The organism is Guptibacillus hwajinpoensis (assembly GCF_020524165.1).
GTDB classification, from domain to species: domain Bacteria; phylum Bacillota; class Bacilli; order Bacillales; family Guptibacillaceae; genus Guptibacillus; species Guptibacillus hwajinpoensis_D.
In genome coordinates this window covers 375490-392774 of record NZ_JAIVKU010000005.1, presented here as the reverse complement: position 1 = coordinate 392774, position 17285 = coordinate 375490, and the positions used below count along the sequence as shown (strand labels likewise).

General features: G+C 41.1%; 22 protein-coding genes. 11 read left to right on the top strand and 11 right to left on the bottom strand.

The window, feature by feature from the left end:
• Nucleotides 1-328: 328 nt before the first annotated feature.
• From LC090_RS15035 to LC090_RS15020, 4 genes are all read right to left on the bottom strand, one after another.
• Nucleotides 329-679 (bottom strand): hypothetical protein, encoded by a 351-nt coding sequence (locus LC090_RS15035; RefSeq protein ID WP_226658844.1) that lies wholly within the window; start codon nucleotides 677-679, stop codon nucleotides 329-331.
• Between the two features lie 126 nt (nucleotides 680-805).
• Nucleotides 806-1669 carry a LysR family transcriptional regulator gene (locus LC090_RS15030; protein WP_226658843.1) on the bottom strand — a complete coding sequence of 288 codons (864 nt, stop codon included), beginning with the start codon at nucleotides 1667-1669 and terminating at the stop codon, nucleotides 806-808.
• A 35-nt stretch (nucleotides 1670-1704) separates the two neighbouring features.
• Nucleotides 1705-1986, bottom strand: a complete 282-nt coding sequence (locus LC090_RS15025) for a putative quinol monooxygenase (protein WP_226658842.1) — start codon at nucleotides 1984-1986, stop codon at nucleotides 1705-1707.
• Between the two features lie 67 nt (nucleotides 1987-2053).
• Nucleotides 2054-2722, bottom strand: coding sequence for a type 1 glutamine amidotransferase domain-containing protein (locus LC090_RS15020; RefSeq protein WP_226658841.1), 669 nt, complete (start codon nucleotides 2720-2722; stop codon nucleotides 2054-2056).
• 274 nt (nucleotides 2723-2996) lie between these two features.
• Here LC090_RS15020 and LC090_RS15015 point away from each other — a divergent pair, with 274 nt between their 5' ends.
• Entirely contained in the window at nucleotides 2997-3179 is a 183-nt protein-coding gene (locus LC090_RS15015; RefSeq protein WP_226658840.1) for a hypothetical protein, read from the top strand.
• 151 nt (nucleotides 3180-3330) lie between these two features.
• Nucleotides 3331-3852 carry a GNAT family N-acetyltransferase gene (locus LC090_RS15010; protein WP_226658839.1) on the top strand — a complete coding sequence of 174 codons (522 nt, stop codon included), beginning with the start codon at nucleotides 3331-3333 and terminating at the stop codon, nucleotides 3850-3852.
• 104 nt (nucleotides 3853-3956) lie between these two features.
• Here the strand turns inward: LC090_RS15010 and LC090_RS15005 are convergent, their stop codons facing one another.
• From LC090_RS15005 to LC090_RS14995, 3 genes are all read right to left on the bottom strand, one after another.
• On the bottom strand, nucleotides 3957-4307 hold the full coding sequence (locus LC090_RS15005; RefSeq protein ID WP_226658838.1) for a hypothetical protein: 351 nt from the start codon (nucleotides 4305-4307) through the stop codon (nucleotides 3957-3959).
• 89 nt (nucleotides 4308-4396) lie between these two features.
• On the bottom strand, nucleotides 4397-4693 hold the full coding sequence (locus LC090_RS15000; RefSeq protein ID WP_226658837.1) for a DMT family transporter: 297 nt from the start codon (nucleotides 4691-4693) through the stop codon (nucleotides 4397-4399).
• Nucleotides 4690-5040: a DMT family transporter gene (locus LC090_RS14995; RefSeq protein ID WP_226658836.1), complete on the bottom strand. Its 351-nt coding sequence runs from the start codon at nucleotides 5038-5040 to the stop codon at nucleotides 4690-4692. Before LC090_RS14995 ends, LC090_RS15000 begins: the two co-directional genes overlap by 4 nt.
• Before the next feature lie 141 nt (nucleotides 5041-5181).
• Here LC090_RS14995 and LC090_RS14990 point away from each other — a divergent pair, with 141 nt between their 5' ends.
• Nucleotides 5182-6012: a LysR family transcriptional regulator gene (locus LC090_RS14990; RefSeq protein ID WP_226658835.1), complete on the top strand. Its 831-nt coding sequence runs from the start codon at nucleotides 5182-5184 to the stop codon at nucleotides 6010-6012.
• Here the strand turns inward: LC090_RS14990 and LC090_RS14985 are convergent.
• Nucleotides 6009-8174 carry a PAS domain-containing protein gene (locus LC090_RS14985; RefSeq protein ID WP_226658834.1) on the bottom strand — a complete coding sequence of 722 codons (2166 nt, stop codon included), beginning with the start codon at nucleotides 8172-8174 and terminating at the stop codon, nucleotides 6009-6011. The genes LC090_RS14990 and LC090_RS14985 overlap by 4 nt on opposite strands.
• 173 nt (nucleotides 8175-8347) lie before the next feature.
• On the opposite strand from LC090_RS14985, the gene LC090_RS14980 reads away from it, so the two are divergent.
• From LC090_RS14980 to LC090_RS14965, 4 genes are all read left to right on the top strand, one after another.
• Nucleotides 8348-8710: a PadR family transcriptional regulator gene (locus tag LC090_RS14980; protein ID WP_226658833.1), complete on the top strand. Its 363-nt coding sequence runs from the start codon at nucleotides 8348-8350 to the stop codon at nucleotides 8708-8710.
• Entirely contained in the window at nucleotides 8697-9278 is a 582-nt protein-coding gene (locus LC090_RS14975) for an HAAS signaling domain-containing protein (protein WP_226658832.1), read from the top strand. The genes LC090_RS14980 and LC090_RS14975 overlap by 14 nt, the downstream gene beginning before the upstream one ends.
• A gap of 43 nt (nucleotides 9279-9321) precedes the next feature.
• Nucleotides 9322-9648, top strand: coding sequence for a hypothetical protein (locus LC090_RS14970; protein WP_226658831.1), 327 nt, complete (start codon nucleotides 9322-9324; stop codon nucleotides 9646-9648).
• A gap of 351 nt (nucleotides 9649-9999) precedes the next feature.
• Nucleotides 10000-11331, top strand: coding sequence for a GntP family permease (locus LC090_RS14965; RefSeq protein WP_226658830.1), 1332 nt, complete (start codon nucleotides 10000-10002; stop codon nucleotides 11329-11331).
• A 46-nt stretch (nucleotides 11332-11377) separates the two neighbouring features.
• On the opposite strand, the gene LC090_RS14960 is transcribed toward LC090_RS14965, so the two are convergent.
• On the bottom strand, nucleotides 11378-12289 hold the full coding sequence (locus LC090_RS14960; protein ID WP_226658829.1) for a cation diffusion facilitator family transporter: 912 nt from the start codon (nucleotides 12287-12289) through the stop codon (nucleotides 11378-11380).
• Nucleotides 12290-12519: 230 nt separating this feature from the next.
• On the opposite strand from LC090_RS14960, the gene LC090_RS14955 reads away from it, so the two are divergent.
• Both LC090_RS14955 and LC090_RS14950 read left to right on the top strand, forming a co-directional pair.
• Nucleotides 12520-13008 (top strand): CBO0543 family protein, encoded by a 489-nt coding sequence (locus tag LC090_RS14955; protein ID WP_226658828.1) that lies wholly within the window; start codon nucleotides 12520-12522, stop codon nucleotides 13006-13008.
• 127 nt (nucleotides 13009-13135) lie between these two features.
• On the top strand, nucleotides 13136-13783 hold the full coding sequence (locus tag LC090_RS14950) for a pentapeptide repeat-containing protein (RefSeq protein ID WP_226658827.1): 648 nt from the start codon (nucleotides 13136-13138) through the stop codon (nucleotides 13781-13783).
• A gap of 42 nt (nucleotides 13784-13825) precedes the next feature.
• Here LC090_RS14950 and LC090_RS14945 read toward each other — a convergent pair whose 3' ends face one another.
• Together LC090_RS14945 and LC090_RS14940 are read right to left on the bottom strand one after the other, a co-directional pair.
• Entirely contained in the window at nucleotides 13826-15409 is a 1584-nt protein-coding gene (locus tag LC090_RS14945; protein WP_226658826.1) for an MFS transporter, read from the bottom strand.
• Nucleotides 15390-15953: a PadR family transcriptional regulator gene (locus LC090_RS14940; RefSeq protein WP_226658825.1), complete on the bottom strand. Its 564-nt coding sequence runs from the start codon at nucleotides 15951-15953 to the stop codon at nucleotides 15390-15392. The genes LC090_RS14945 and LC090_RS14940 overlap by 20 nt, the downstream gene beginning before the upstream one ends.
• A 274-nt stretch (nucleotides 15954-16227) precedes the next feature.
• On the opposite strand from LC090_RS14940, the gene LC090_RS14935 reads away from it, so the two are divergent.
• Nucleotides 16228-16698 carry a GNAT family N-acetyltransferase gene (locus LC090_RS14935; protein WP_226658824.1) on the top strand — a complete coding sequence of 157 codons (471 nt, stop codon included), beginning with the start codon at nucleotides 16228-16230 and terminating at the stop codon, nucleotides 16696-16698.
• A gap of 370 nt (nucleotides 16699-17068) precedes the next feature.
• Nucleotides 17069-17266 (top strand): DUF2197 domain-containing protein, encoded by a 198-nt coding sequence (locus LC090_RS14930; protein WP_226658823.1) that lies wholly within the window; start codon nucleotides 17069-17071, stop codon nucleotides 17264-17266.
• Nucleotides 17267-17285: the final 19 nt, after the last annotated feature.

Sequence of the window (17285 nt, the reverse complement as noted above, 5' to 3'; positions counted from 1 at the left end):
AACAGCAAGAATAAGAGTTAATCCGAATAATACGGATATTCGTTTTAATTTCATAAGTAACGCTTCTACTAGTAGGTGCTACGGTTGTGCTGTAAAAAAGTTTCGGAGTCTCTACCATTTGGAAACGTAAATTAGGGTGAACGCTTTGGAAAAGGAAAATGCGAGAGGATCATATCGACAATTCTTGTGTTCGAGATATAGTTATTAGTGGAATCATATCCGTAAAAAGATAAGTGGTTGTTTTCTTATAAATGGAAAAAAACAGCGATGATTCTTGCTCATCGCTGATTGATATGTTCTCTCTTATAATAGTGTTTCATTTCACTTTTTAGGCTAATTCCCGCTCGTAAACCACTTCTTTTGTTTCAATATCAATGGCGTCTACTTTCATTTTGAGCACCTGGTTATCATCATTTTTTTTCGCGCCCCATAGACGAATGTAGTTCTCTGTTTTATGATCTAGGAAGTTCACTTGAACAGTCCTTACTTCGCCGATTTCCACTTCTTTATCCTCAATCCAGCATTCTTGGAATACCATCGTTTCTCTTGGTTGACTTAACAGATAGTCCTGCATGATTTTTTCATACTCCGGAAAATTGAGTTCTCCGTTTTCGAGACAGATCTCATTAAAATCATTGAAATCCGTAATGTGATAGCTTGCTTTTGATTCGTTATTCATTGTATTTCCTCCTACAGGTCAAGTTTGATAAAGTTCTCTTTCCCTAAATGAGTTTGTTAAAAACAACACTTTTTTCCTAAAGGAGAGTTAAGCGTAATAAAAAACGTCATCCGAGCGATGACGTTTTTACCAGTGTTGTAGGATTTCCTTTATCATCGGATCTCCTTTTTGGTCGATCCGAAATGCCGCATATAGGGTATTATCAACCGAAAGATGAGGGAAGAGCACTTCCGTTTTTCCTTCCTTTACGGATTGTTCAATCAAATAGGTAGGCAAAATGCTTACTCCTACGCCGAGCTCAATGGCTTTTAAGATCGACTGCAAATTCGGGATAATATGATGCGCCTGGATATCTGGCCGTTTTTTCAAATGCTCGCGCCAATAGCGCCGAATGATGGGGAGATCCAGACCGTAACTTAACCATCTCTGCTCCTTTAACCATCTTTCGATTTCGTCTAATGAGGAAGCTTGTTGTCCAGTTCCTTTTTGAGTGGTTAACACAAACGTTTCTTCCTCAAGCTTCACATACTCAATGCCGGTGATCGTTTGCTTTTTTGGTGTGAAAATGAGGTCGACTTCTTCTTGAATGAGATCTTCTACCAACGTTGAGGCCGTGCCGAACTGAGTAATCAACCGTACATTCACATGTTGAATCTTTTGGAGTAAGCGACCTGTAAAATACTCAATTGGGCTACCGATTTTTAGAACAGGAGATAAGGAATCCTTTAAAGCGGTGTGTCTGATCTCCTGAGTCGCACTTTCTAAGTTCTCGATAAGGGGAACAAGCTTTGTATATAGCTCTTTTCCTTTATCGGTTGGAAGCATTTTTCTAGGGGCACGGGTAAACAATGGTTCTCCCACTTCTGCTTCTAAAGCCGATAGATGCTGACTCATCGCCGGTTGAGTGAGGAACCTTGCTTTAGCAGCTGCGGAAACGGACCCATGTTTATAAATGCTAATGAAACTGCGGTACCATTCGAAATCAATCATTGTTCAACATCCTTTAATGAGGAAAAGCGATTTTCCTAAACTTTCTCCAGCTTATATACTTCTCTTGATTCTATCAGATCTTGTGTGGCATCGCGATAAGCCTGGTAATGAGGGGAAGTGATGTGAGCTTCCAGGGCATCTTTGTCTTCCCACATTTCATAAAAAACAAATACGGAATCGTCTTCTAGTGAGCGATGAAGCGTGTACGCCACACATCCGTTTTCTTGTTGAGAGGGCACAATTACTTTTGTTAATTCTTGATAGAGTTCTTTTTCCTTTCCTGCTTTTGCTTTTAAAATCGCATTAATGGTGATCATGCCTTACTCCTTTCCATGTGAAAACCTGCAAGCCGGTAAACGGACTTGCAGGCTCCAATTCTTTTGCTTATTTTTCTAGTTGAGCGATGAGTTCTTTCGCAACGCTGATGGTTGATTGAGGGTTTTGACCGGTAACGAGCTTACCGGAAACTTGAACGTGATCTGACCAGTTATCGGCACCAACAAAGTTTGCACCAAGTTCACGTAAACGTGTTTCAAGTAGGAAAGGCATGTACTGATCAAGTGTTGTTGCGCGCTCTTCTTCATCAGTGAAGCTCGTAACGGTTTGGCCTTTTACGATTGGTGTGCCATCAGAAAGTGTTACGCCGACAAGTCCAGCTGGTCCGTGGCAGACAGCTGCAACGAGTTTGTCTGCTTCATACATGTCGCGCACGACTTCGTGAAGCTTCACGTTATCAGGAAGGTCGAACATTGTTCCGTGACCACCAGGCATGAAGATCGCATCAAATATTGTGAGGTCTTTTACATCATCCAACTTCACTGTGTCTTCAAGGTGTTTTGCCGTATCCAAAATTTCCTGAGGCGTATCTCCGCCTTCAAGGCTGCGATCATCAACTGGCGCTTTTCCACCTTTTGGACTTGCGACTGTGATGTCATAGCCTTTCTTTGCGAATTCGACATACGCTTCACCGAATTCAGAAAGCCATAATCCTGTATCTAGCTCATTGTTCATTTTATCAGCCGTAGTGACGACCATTAGAATATGTTTACTCATAATGAATTCCTCCTAAGAATGTGTTGTTGTCTTACGAGTCTTATTGTAGAACGAGGAAAGGTATAATACAAATTAGTAAATATGGGTTTATGCATAAATATATTTATGGATATAGGTGGAAGGGGTTGAGGTGATGAAAGGGAACGGGTTTCATGGACTAGCCTGATTTAGACGGTTTTTGTAAACTGCACTGTCCTTTTGAAATTGGTAATTGTATGAATAGTTGAAACTTTCTGGGAGATAAAAACGTATAAGGTAAAAAGGGGGCATGAACATGGAAGCATTTTTAGTCATTTTTCTAGTAATCTTATTTATTGCTCTTGGATCAGCCCATTCAAAATCTCCGAATCGGCGATCTGGCGGTGGAACGGACCATTCAAGCTATTATAGCGGAGGGCACCATAGTTCAGATTGTGGTGGCGGAGATGGTGGCAGCTGTGGTGGCGGAGGAGAATAACTGGTGTTTTTAAGTTGGACAGTAGGTTAACTAAAGGAAGATATAGCTTCATCCAAAAAAAGAAAACAGAACTATTGGAGAGGAAGTGGTAGAATGGAGAGAGATTATTTTTAACTACATAAGAGGCTTGCTATGTTGAAAGGAGCACCACGTGAAAACAGAGATCGTCAAGTTAACGAAACCAACTGCTCAATTTGTGGAAGTCCTGAATCGTTGGGAAAATGATCGGGAATTGATACCGCTTATTCGTCCAAATAAAAGTCAGGAAGAATTAGATCAACGCGCGGCGATCACCCTTGATAGTGTGAGAGCTCGTCTGGAATATCAGCAGATTTTCCAGATTTTTATGAATCACGAAATGGTCGGTGAAATGAATTATATGGTAGATCCGCCGCATCTCTTTAAACAAGAACCAGGAACGGCGTGGATTGGTATTACGATCGGTGAACCGGAAGGCAGAGGAAAGGGAATTGGCTTTGAAGCCATTCAATATTTAGAAGAGCAGATCTATCAGCAGGGCTTTAGCCGCATTGAACTCGGTGTGTTTGAATTTAATACGAAAGCCTATAAGCTTTATCAAAAGCTTGGCTATGAAGAGATTGCGAGATTGGAAGATTTCACGTACTGGCAAGGTAGAATGTGGTCGGATATTCGGATGGAAAAATACTTATAGATCAAATAAAAAGGGATGTTTAACCGAAAAACGGTTGAGCAGCCCTTTTCTTTTTTAGGGAAGAAGCGAAAGGGAGCTTGAAAGCCGATACATTTGCTCTTTTTCTAGTGAGAGAAAGCAGCTTCGTGATCCTGATCTGGTGGATAATAGCCCAGAGTTTGCACGATTTTATTCTCTTTTAGAAAGTGTACTTTGTAAGAAGGAAGAGCAAGGTCGACATTCTCAGTACTCTCAACATCTGCTTTGATGAGAGCGTGATGGACTTGATCGATTTTTTTCTTAGAGCTGATTTCGTTTATGATTTTACCTTTCCTTTCATATTGGTCAGGGGAGGGGGATAAATCATTTACTTGGATGACGCTGATCTGCGTGACTTGATCATCGTATTGAAACTGTTCATTTTGACAGCTGAAGAGAAGTAATAAAAGGGGGACTAAGGAGAGGCCTTTGCGCATGTGGGACACCTCACTTGTTTAGTGGTAAGAAGATTATAGCATAGTAGCAGGGGGGTCAGGTACGTGCCTGACCCCGTCCTACCTAGGACCTATAAAAGAACAACGCCAATCATGATTAGCGCGATAGAGATAACCTTCCTTCTCGTTGCTTTTTCATTAAATAAGAGGAGACCAGCAAGCGTCGTGCCGGCAATGGAGCCACCAGACCAGATGGCGTAGGCAAGGCCGATTTCGATCGATTGGACAGATAAAGTGAGAAAGTAGATACATAGACCGAAAAGAAAGAAGGCGGTTATGCCTGGTATTTTCTTTGTAAAACCAGCTGAACGTTTAACAGAGATACTTCCTATAATGGAAAACGCTAGAGCAAAGATAAGGTAAATCATAAAACACTCTCTCCTTTTTTCTTATAACGAGACTTTGTATTTAAACCAACGATTCCAACCACAATAAGAGCAATGGCTAGCAGTTTTGTAAACGAAGTGGACTCGTGAAAGAGGAGAATGCCAGCAACGGTAATGATCACCGTACCGCCTCCAGACCAGAGTGCGTTTATGATTCCTAGTTCATGATCTTTTGTGAGAAAAATATAAAAGACAAGTGCAATGGCATAACTTAAGATTACGATAAGGGTTGGAATCCAATTGCTAAACCCATCGGTGTATTTCATGAACGTCGCTCCGATCACCTCAAACACAATGGCGATTCCAAGCCATAAATAAACTTTTTTCATCGTATGCCTCCTATTCTTGCTGATTTCTATATCGTTAGCATAACGCGTCAGAAAGGTAGAGAGGTAATATAAAAAAATGATCAATCTATAACTTCAGGTTATACTATAAATAGAAAGAAAGGATGGAGGAGGTTAGATCGCATGCTTCAACCATTAACATACTTTATTAAAATAGCAGACGAACGAAGCTTTACCCGTGCCGCAAAAGCACTCTTTGTTTCACAGCCTGCGCTAAGTAAACAAATGAAGAAACTTGAAGAAGAGCTTGGTTTTTCCTTGTTTAATCGATCTGTTAGGGGGGTCGAATTAACAATGAAGGGTAAAGCATTTTACGAAGATGTGAAGCCTCTTTTTTCGAAAATCAATCAAACGGTTGATCGCTATAAGAAATATGATGAGATACGCTTGGGGTCAACGCCTATCTTGAGTACATATTTTTTGCCTGGCTTTTATAAACAGCTTCACTACTCGAATGTACACGTGACGGCTATTCGTGAAGATAGCCTTGATCTAGTGCCGTTGTTAACATCACATGAAATTGACGCCGCGCTTGTCCAAAATACCCCTATGATCGATGGGATGTATTCAACTTTTTTGTTATCGGAACCATTTGTTGCTGCGGTTCCTGTCTCGCTTTCACTAGCGAATAAGCATGAATTAACTTTAGAAGAGTGCTTTCGTTATACACAAATACTCCCTCCCACCGGCTATCTTTCTGAGCAAGTAAGAGGGATATTGGCGGAGCGTATGGTTGAGAGTGAAGTGTTAGAAACTCATTATCTCGGTATGGGAGGACTTGTTTCACTTGGAATTGGCATTGCTTATCTTCCAAAAATGATGGCGGATACGATTGAACAAAAGGGAGTAACCTTTCTTCCGTTAAAAGGAGAGCCGTTACAAAGAGAGATATACCTCCATGCGAATCGCCCTGATCTTCTTCGTTTATTATCAGAATTCTTTACCCGAGACTAACGTTCAAGAGGTAATGTGATTGTCACTAGGGTTCCAGCGCCAACCGTGCTATCAAAGTGAATGGTGCCATGATGTTCGTGAATAATTTTATAACAAACCACAAGTCCAAGGCCGGTTCCTGTATCTTTATTTGAGAAAAAAGGTTCCCCGAGTCGTTCCAATCGTTCTTTCGGAATGCCAACCCCTTTGTCTGCAATCTCGATAAAGAGATGAGTATCAGAGTTGCACGTTGTGATTGAAAGAGGTCCACCGTCAGGCATCGCTTCAATCCCGTTTTTGATGACGTTCATAAGCACCTGTGTGATCTGGTTTTTTTCACAGTGCATCATGAGTGAAGGGGTATGAAAAGCGGTTCTAACATCGATTTTGTTTAGTAAAAGCTCTGGGTTCATAAGTGAAACAACATTTCGCGTTAAGGTCATAATGTCGATTTTTTGATAGGTGACAGCCTGTGGTCTTGCAAGGGATAAAAATTCATTAATAATTGATTCGATGCGATTCATTTCAGAGAGCATGAGCTCAAGAATTTCATCGTTAATCCGGTCTTTGTAGAGCTGAATGAACCCTTTTACAGAGGTTAATGGATTTCGTACTTCGTGTGCAACGGCTGCTGCGAGCTGGCCGATTGCTGAAAGTTTTTCTGAACGAAGAAGCAGTTCTTCCGTTTTTTTGCGATCGCGTATATCTCTTGTGATAGCCGACATGGCGGTAACATTTCCTTCATGATCTTTAATAGGAGAGTAGGTTACGCTAACATCGATCGACGTGCCATCTTTTTTGACTCTCACTGTTTCAAAATCCACTACGCCCTCGCCGTTAATAACGGCTTTGATAATTCGATTAGCTTCTTCTTTGTTTTGATTCGGATAGATTTCGTGTAAATGAGAAATCATGTCTTCCTCTGTGTAGCCATAAAGCTGTTTAAAAGCGGGGTTCACTTGAATGATTTCTTTATCCAGATTGCTGACGGAAATCGCATCGGCATTGTTAGTGAAAATTGATTCGATGAGCTCCTGTGTCTCAATGAGTTCACGTTCGACTTCTCGTCGCTCTGATATATCCCTCCCAATGGCTATGAGGTATTTCCGATCGCCATTCCCATGAAACGTGGGTGCTTTAATGATTTCGAATGTCCCTATTTCACCGCTTGCGAGTTCAAGCTCATATTCGTAGGCTACTTTGGTTTTCTCTTTCCAGGCTATACTGTCTGTTTTGGCATTGTTTTTTAGTAGATGGTGAGCATCAATACTCCTACAATCTAATTCTTCGCACGTTTTCCCTTTGTACTTTCCTTCTTCAACCCCGAAGATGCGTTTTGCGTAAGCATTCATTTCAAGGATTCTTCCGTTCTCATCCTTAAAAATAATAAATTCAGGAATAGAGTCAATGAGCGAACGCAATTGCTCGGCTTGATCAATGGCATCCAGTTGAGCGCTTTTGAATTCAGTCATGTCTTTAACAATTTTATAAGCGCCACGAAATTGTCCGTTCGTACGAATCGGAATCGTCTTAATGAGGAGATGAATCGTTTTCCCATACTTGTCGCAGGCTTCAATTTCGTATGGACGCTGGTCACCATGGAGCGCTAACTCAAAATGTCTTCCGATCGTCTGAATCGTCTGTTCGTCAACGGTTTGGTTTGGGGCGTGACGAAGTTCATCAAGAGAATAACCAAGCATATGATGAAGTGAACGATTGATAAGTTTGAGATGCAAGCGTTCATCGATAAAAGCAATACCGTCTGGATTTTCGTCAATTAACGAGTGAATTTGCTGCTGAAGCTCTTCTGACTCTTTGTCTACAGGAGGTTCGATAGGATCCTGCCTGCCTTCTTTATAAATGGCTTCCTTATCTTCAACAATGAGGAAGGTCAAAAGGTCGTCGTTAATAGGGGAGAGGCGAACCATTTCCTTTGTTGCAGGAAGCGGTATGGAGATAAACTCCCCGGGATTCGCTGTGAACGCTTTATTCAGGTAGGGGGTTAGTTCATTCTCTTTTATCCTTAAAATGCTTTCGTAGGACTGAATCAATTCCATCAGTTCATAAGATGAAAATCTTGATATTGCGTATTCATTACGATGGACAATGCCGCCATGCCGATTAACGACGAAGAGGGGCAAGGGAATCGCATCGTAATGAGCAAAAAAGGAAGCTGTCATCATAAAAGTACCCTCCAGATCTCCTATACTATTTGTCTATTATAACAAACGAAAAGGGCTGGGGGTCAGGTACGTACCTGACCCCCAGCCCTTTTTGCAAATAATGAAAAATCCACATTGTTGTTTCACACATAATACTGTATGATACATAGTATATATAGTATATGACATACAGTATGAAGGTTGGTGAAGTTGTGACGCTGTTAAATTCATTGGTAACTGAGCTTAGAAGAGGTACGTTAACCCTTGCGGTCCTCAGTCAGCTAAGGCTGCCTCAATATGGTTATTCTCTCGTACAATCACTTGAGAAATCGGGGATTTCCATTGAACAGAGCACGCTATATCCCCTTCTACGCAGGTTAGAAAAGCAAGAGCTTGTGACGAGCAGTTGGGATACAACAGAAAGTAGACCACGAAAGTATTATGTTTTAAGCGAGTATGGCCTTGATATCTTTCAACAGCTGAAAGCGGAGTGGGAGAAAACGTCTAGCGAATTAGGTTCTTTATTGAAAGGGGAGGAAGAGCGTGAATCTGATTGAGGTGTATATTGGGGAGGTAACGAGACGGCTTCCTGAATCCAATCGAGAAGATATCGCACTTGAGTTAAGATCATCGATTGGGGATATGCTTCCAGAAAATCCATCTGAAGAGGATGTGAAAAGTGTACTTAATGAGCTTGGCAGTCCGGTGCAGATGGCGAACGGCTTCCGAGATTGGCCGATGTACTTAATTGGGCCACAGTATTTTGAGCACTACGTTAAGTTGTTGAAAATTGTCTTGCCGATCGCCTTGACCGTAACCTTTATCTTGTTTATGACGGCTAATGTGATTGATTACAATGGAACAGAAACAATCGGAGCCGTCTTCTTTTATTTACTAGGGGATGCGATTAGCGGTTTATGGAACACCTTCATCCAAACGCTATTCTGGATTACGCTTGTTTTTGTCGTCCTAGAGCGAACCGATTTGAAGATGACGGACATTTTTTCTACGTGGTCAGCAGATGAATTAACGAAAATGACGGCGCCGCCGAAGAAAAAGAAAGTTTCCAAATTCGAGCTGTTCAGCGATCATCTTTGCGGCTGTGTGGGCAACGCTTTACTATAACGCTGAGCATTTGCTTGGCATCATAAGAAATGGAAAAATAGATGTGCCCTTTTTTAACAATGATGTGCTTCTTTCTTATTGGCCGCTTGTGAGTCTAGCTCTTCTAACAGCAGTGTTACTTGCCCTATACAAAATCATTGTCGGCTATTGGACGAAGCGATTAGCCATTGCAAACGCGGTTCATCATGTTTTTGCAACCGCCGTGATTGTCATCATGCTATTGAATGATCGGCTCATTCATGACGATTTCACGAAGTTATTATCCCTTTCAGAAACATTTCAGAACGCTTTATTAGCTGCGATTGGACTCTTTTTTGTCATTAGTGCGGGGATCGATATTGGTAAAGGGTTTTGGAAAGCGAAGTTGTAATAGAGGAAGAGAAGGCTGCTACAATGGCAGTCTTTTTACTTTGTTTAGGGAAATATTTGTGAAAAAATTGAAAATGATCCTTGGTTTGGAAAAGAGAAATTGACTGAAAAAAATAAATTTTAAAAGTATCTCAGATTATATGATTCTTTTTTTCATGATATAAATCCCTTTATATCAAGGGTTTTGATGGTATAGCGGTTTGTTAGAATGATAGGAAGACTACTCTTCGGAAAAATTTTTTAAACGTTTTCATTGATTTATGAAAAAATAATTCCTATAATAAAGAAAGTTGGAAGGGTTTTCAGTTATTCAAAGAAAATATCCTTTATTTCAGAAGAGGTGGGAGTTACCATGGAAATTTATCTTTTAGCAATAACACTCATATCCATTGCGATTGTCATTGTAGGAGTTTCTGTCTTTCAGTGGCATGCGTTTATTGGCTTAACCGTAGCGGCCTTATTCCTGGCAGTAATGTCAGGCATGGAATGGGTCGACATTATAGGATCATACGAAGCAGGTGTTGGTGGCGTACTCGGTCACTTAGTTGGTATTCTGGCACTAGGAACTATTCTCGGAAAACTGTTATCTGAATCCGGTGCAGGATTACAGATTGCGAATTTCTTTATTCGCGTTTTTGGAGAGAAGAAGCTGCCATGGGCGATGTTCTTCTCAGGATTTATTATCGGTATTCCGGTATTCTTTGAAGTTGGTATCTTAATTTTATTACCATTGGTTATTTCGATTCAAAAGGCAACGAAGAAAAACATTCTATTGATTGCACTACCAGCTGTCGCAGGATTGTCGATTGTGCACGGATTGATTCCTCCACATCCAGGAGCAGTTGCCGCAATTGGGATTTATGAAGCAGATCTTGGTAAGGTTCTTTTATACTCCCTCATAATAGCGCTTCCAGCCGGTATTCTCGGCGGTCCGGTATTTGCGAAATGGATTAACAAACGCGTTGTGCCTGTAGGGGAGCCTGATTTAATCAAAGTCGAAGATCAGCAGGATCCTTCAACACTACCAGGAACAGGGATTTCATTCACAACGATCATTATGCCAGTTTTCCTACTTGTTCTAGGAACATTCGCTCCATTTCTACCATTACCAGGTAGCGCGGAAGGCATTTTAGAATTTATCGGTAGCCCACTTGTGGCGCTATTACTATCTTGTTTCTTTGCTTTCTATTTCCTTGGATTCCGTCAGGGACTCGATAAAAAGCAAATTAAGAAGTACGTAGAAGAATGTATTCTACCTGTTGGATCAATCATCTTGATCATTGGTGCAGGTGGCGGATTTAAGCAAATTCTAATCGATAGTGGAATTGGTACGATTATCGGAAATCTTTCACAAGATCTCTCTTTATCACCGCTCGTTCTAGCGTTTATGATCGCAGGTTTGATTCGAATTGCAACAGGATCAGCGACAGTTGCTCTAACAACTGCGGCTGGAATCGTGTCACCGATCATCGCAACGATGTCAGGTGTAAACCTTGAATTGCTTGTTATCGTGACAGGCGCAGGTTCATTGATGTTCTCACATGTAAACGATGCTGGGTTCTGGATGGTTAAAGAATATCTAGGCTTAACGGTTAAGGAAACGTTCAAAACGTGGACTGTGCTAGAAACAGTACTTTCCTTTGCAGCGTTTGGTGGAGCGTTAATTCTGAATATGTTTGTATAGAAAACGAAGGAAAGGGGTCAGGCACGTGCCTGACCCCTTTCTTTTTTTAATTGCAGTTCTTTTCTTGATGCTTGATCTCGGAGGTGTCACATTCCATTTGGATTGTTGTATGGGTAAGATCAAATTGTTCTTGTAGCTTTTTACCAATCAGTTGAAGCAGCTGATCGCGATCGCAAGTTTGACGGACAACAATGTGACAAGTGAATGATGGGAAATCAGAAGTGATATTCCATATGTGAACGTCATGAATGGATTGCACGCCATCTATTTCAACAATCGTAGACTTTACTTCTTCAAGGTTAATGTTTGAGGGTGTTCCTTCCATTAACACGTGAAAAGAGTCTTTTGTAACACGAATACCACTAACAAGTACAAGAACGGCAACAATCGCACTTGCAATTGGATCGGCGTAATTCCAGCCAGCAAACATGATGAGTAAGGCTGCAATAATGGCACCGATTGAACCGAGTAAATCTCCTAAAACGTGAAGAAAAGCACTACGTAAATTAAGGTTTTCTGACGTATCGCCTTTCATCAAAATCCATGCAACTAGAATGTTAACGAGTAATCCAATCGCAGCGATGATCAGCATGCCTGTACTTGCTACTTCTGGTGGATCAATAAAACGCTGAATAGATTCCCATAAGATGTAGAAAGAGATAGCGATTAGTGCGATACCATTTAAAAAGGCTGCCAGTATTTCAAAGCGTTTGTAGCCATAAGTCTTCTCCTGATCGGATGCTTTCTCGCCAAGCTTAAATGCAAGTAAGCTCATTCCGAGTGCTACCGTGTCGCTAAGCATATGTCCCGCATCGGATAAAAGCGCGAGACTATTCGTAACAAAGCCCCCTATTACTTCAAGGACCATAAAAGAAGCGATAAGTAGGAAGCTAATAAAGAGAGCCTTTTTATTCGCTGAATGATGATGGCCGTGGTCGTGAGAATGCTTGTCTGCCAAGGTAATTCCTCCAGTCAGTGTAACAGATGCTATATGATTATGTGTTCATGTATTGATTGTACCACTTTTTATGGTTCTTTAAACGGGGTCAGGCTCGAGCCTGACCCCGTTTAAAGACAACTGTCTTTTTCAAGAGGACGCTTGCGCTGTTTTACTACCTCTTCGTTGAACATATAGGTATGACATGCCTATTTTCGGAAACAGTAAAAGGATGGAGGTGGATAGAATCCATGTCAAAGGATCGAGGACTACTTTATTTCTTTTGGTTGATCACTGCTGTACTGCTCGTTCGGTTTGTTCCGAAGGACAAAATAAGACATGCGATTTTGGTGATGTTTTTCAAACAATTTATCACCTGGTTCCTAGGATTGTGGGTGGTTGAGAAAGGATTAATCAAGTATCCTGTAAGATTTATGAGAAAATCGAATAAAAGCAGCTTTACATTTGAGTATTTCATCTATCCGTCCTTTTGTGCCATTTTCAATTTAAATTATCCAGAAAAAAGACATAAACTTATTCAATTTTTTTACTATCTTTTTCATGTTGGAATAATAACAGGTGGAGAGGTGCTCGCGGAACGGTATACGAATCTGATTAAATATGTCAAATGGAAATGGTATTATAGTTTCGTTTCATTAGGGATAACAAATTTCACTTCAAGACTGTTCTATAAGTGGTTTTATAAAAACGAATTTGAGAATAGCGAAGCAGATCGATAAGTGTTTGGGAACGAGCTTACCGGTCGCTTCGATTGTACACACTTTCCTCCTTAATAACAGTCTACAAATACCTTTCAATCTTATGGTATGGTTCTGATGATGAAAGAACAAAGTGAAGGGTGTTTGGATGAGTCATAAAGTAAAAGTGGAACTGCCTAAAATTCCAACAATATTAGAAGAAGGAAGTTTTCGAGCGATTTTTAATGATGAAGATTTCACATTAATGAACTGTGAGATCACTGGAGAAGCGATCGAAGATATTGAACTTGACCGTGCCATTGTTTCAAAAGTGGTTTTTCGAAATGTGACGTTTACAAATACAACGCTACCTCGTATTGATCTCACTGATGTGATCTTTGAGAATTGTAACCTTTCTAACGTTAATTTTAATGAAGGCATTATTCATCGAGTGAAATTCCAGGATTGCAAGCTTATGGGGACGGATTTTACTGAAGCGAATCTGGGGCATGTTACTTTTGATAATGGCTTGGCTCATTTCAGTAGTTTTGTAGATGCTCGTTTGAAGCAGGTTCGGTTTAATGGGACTTCGTTACAAAATGCCAACTATCACGGAAGTGAGTTTACCAAAACGGTTTTCGCTTTATGTGATTTAAATGATGCGAACTTTGTGCAAACTCGCTTGAAGGGTGTGGATATTAGTACGTGTACCTTTGAACGCCTTCACGTTGATTTTGATACGCTTGAAGGATGTGAAGTTTCACCAAATCAGGCGATTGGGTTTGCTAAACTGTTAGGATTAAAGGTAGTGGAATAAAACCAGGAGGGTCCGGTATGTGCCGGAACCCTCCTGTTTTTATTATGCTTTGTCATTAAGAAAATCACTTTTGCGAATAAGAAGCCAACTTAAAATCGCTCCAATTGCTAAAATAACTCCTGCAGCAATAAAGACCTGATCAAGACTATTCACAAATGCAGTCTTTGCGATGCTTTGAATCTCAGAAAATCCTGGCATGTTTTGATATTGCTCAGAACCGGCGCCCTGGAGACCCTGACTCCCGGCTATTGGACCTGCTGCAGAAACGCCATCAATGATCTCCTGCCTGGCGTTCTCAGGAATACTTTTTAGGCCACCAATTTTAGTTTGAATCGCATCCACGTATTGGTTGGAGAGGATTGCTCCAAGAAAAGCAGTCCCAAAGGCAATTCCAATTTGTCTTGAGACGTTGTTCACACCAGATGCCATTCCGACAATTCGGTTTGGTACGGTATCGACGGCTGTCGTGGAAATGGGTGGATTGACAAGGCCATTCCCGATTCCTGCTAGTAAGAAAGCTGCAATTAATGCTGTCCAGGTGCTTTGCTCGCTCGATACAACCGTCATCATGAAGACGGCGACAGAAAGGATCGCTAGTGCTCCGCTAATGATTGGTTTTGTACCAATCTTATTGGATAAAATTCCGGAGACGGGTCCGAGTATTAAAGCAAAGCCACTAATTGTAATAAATCGGATGCCCGTTTCGAGAGCCGTGTAGCCAAAATAGTTTTGGAGAAGCAATGTTAAATAGAAAAACAAGGCATACACGCCTGCGCTAAGACAAAATGCAGCAATACACGCACCTGAATAGCTTAAATTCTTGAAGATCCTTGGATTAACCATTGGAGAATTCAATCTTAACTCTACAAGAATAAAAACAATAAAGCTGACGAGTGATCCACCAAGTAATGCTAGTATACGTGGTGATGTCCAATCAAGATTTGGCTGGTTTACCTCGATAAGTCCAAATACCAAACAAAAGACAGCGGTGGTAATGAGGAGTACGCCCCATAAGTCAATAGATTTAGAAGCCTGGTTGTCTTTCGATTCCTTGATAAAGAAGTAGGCCATCCCGAGAGCCATTAATCCGATTGGAAGGTTAATGTAGAAGATCGATTCCCAGTTGATTTTTTCAACCAGAATACCACCAACGAGCGGTCCAATCGCTGTTGCGAGTCCACTTACACTCCCCCAAACACCGAAAGCGATCCCTCGTTCTTTTCCTGTAAACGTTGTAGAAATGATTGCCATCGAAAGGGACATCATGGCGGATGCGCCTAACCCTTGAACACCACGAAAAATGTTTAGTGACATAATATCTGGTGCAAGAGCACAAAGGAGGGAGCCAATGCTAAAGACGACTAGTCCAAGCATAAAAAATAACTTTCTTCCGTAAATGTCACCTAATCTGGCGACGGTAATGAGTGCCACAGCGAAAACAAGGGTGTATGCGTTTAGGACCCATTCTAGTTCACTAAAATCTGACTGAAACTCTTCCTGGATTGTGGGTAGAGCAACGTTCACGATCGTGACGTCGAGTAAGGCCATGAACAGTCCGAAACAAACAGCTGCAAGAGCGAACCATCTTTTCGGATCTGGATTTTGGTTATGTAATGTCTGATTCATGATGGAGATCCTCCTTGATATCGTGTAATGCATTGTGAACCCAGTTCAATTCAGCTTCAAGTTTCCCTCTTCGACGCTGAAGTACGCGTTCAATACTTTGTTTTTCTTCCTTAGAAATGGAGGCATTATCCGTAATAATTGTATCGTTATCATCGAGGTGTCTAAGAAGAAAATAAAGATAGCCTTCAAACTGTTCGAGGATAACGTGCTGTGCTTCCTTTTTGATATGGTGAAAATTACTCAACTTAATATCAAAGATATCCTCTGTTGTCTGATCGTAAGGAGTGGATTCTTCCATAAGGTGATGGAAGCGTACACGGCCCTTTTCAGTCAAGCTAATGATTTTTTTGGGACGTCCGCGACCGCCTTCTTCATCAATGGTTTGTTTGACATAACCTTCATCCGTCATTCGTTGGATGAGTGGATAAAGCACGCCCCAGCTTAATTTTCGGTTAGGACCAATCACTTTATCCAATACATATTGAAGGAGGTAGCCATGTGTGGGTTTGTCCATTAGCTCACCAAGTATAAATAGTTCGTACATTTCTTGACCGCTCTCCTTTTGTTTTGATTTTTATATCTTGAAGATATAAAACCTGACTGCCTTATCATATAGTTGGTAACTGGAATAGTCAATTGATGCGATGCTCCATTTAGACAAGTTGGAGAGCGGGTAGGTACGTACCGGACCCCCCTGCGTAAAGAAGTGATTGAGGAATAAGGGGAAATTTGAAATAATTGTGAGTAGAGTGAAAGTGAGTACATACAGTACAAGATACAATTTCAGACTTACACACAAGATCGGATTGGAGGGTTTTATGAACATTCGTTACGTGAAGCAGTCAGACTACTATTCTCTCTCACCCCTTATTAATGAATGGTGGGACGGGAGACAGATGAGAGACATGCTCCCGAAGTTGTTTTTTGATCATTTTTCGAATACAAGCTTTGTGGCAGAGGAGGATGGGAAGATTATCGGCTTTCTAATTGGATTTCTTTCACAATCCCATCTTCAGGAAGGGTATATCCATTTTGTTGGGGTCCATCCCTTACATCGAGGTCACCATGTGGGACGTCAACTATATGAATCATTTTTTCAAACGATGAAATTGTATGGACGAAGCCTGGTGCGCTGCGTGACCTCTCCTGTTAATAAGGATTCCATTGCGTATCACATTCGAATGGGATTTGAAATTGAAGGTGGGAACCGAGTTGTGAATGGCATTGCCGTTCACTCAAATTATGACGGCCCGGGACAAGAGCGGGTTTTGTTTGTGAAGCGCATCTAAATGTCCGCTTCATGATCACGACAGATGATGTATACGAAATCAAAGCAAGCTTACAGATATTCTAAAGCGTTACGCCTAATAAGAACCACACGAATCGCGCTGATCAAGTGCGATTTTTTTATTTTGAAACGTTTTAAGCTCTGGTTCGTAAGTTCTAATATAACCCTAGTTTATTTAGGGCACAGAGCGGAGGTGAGGAAGTTGGAGGAAGGCTTCTTTTTACTCTTGATCGTCATAACTACCATCATTATTATTCGGAGAAAGAAGAGTTAATTTATCGTCTTAAAAGTGAAGCGATTACGCAGAAGGTATTTATTCCCTTTTATTGAAATGTATAGTGATACGTCATGAAATGAAATGGGGAATAAGGATGCTTGAGAAAAATTGTTTTTTCTGTAAGAAGAAGTTTCAGGTGAAACCGTCTGATCCGCAGTTTCGAAAGCTAAAGCGAAATCCAGAATCGAGCTACGTTTGTCTGACATGCAATCAGTCCATGCAGCGAGAAGCTCAGCAAAGCACTGGAATCCATCCTGACCAAATTGACCAGTATGATAAATTTTTACGTTAAAAGGCTGGAGGAGCTGAAG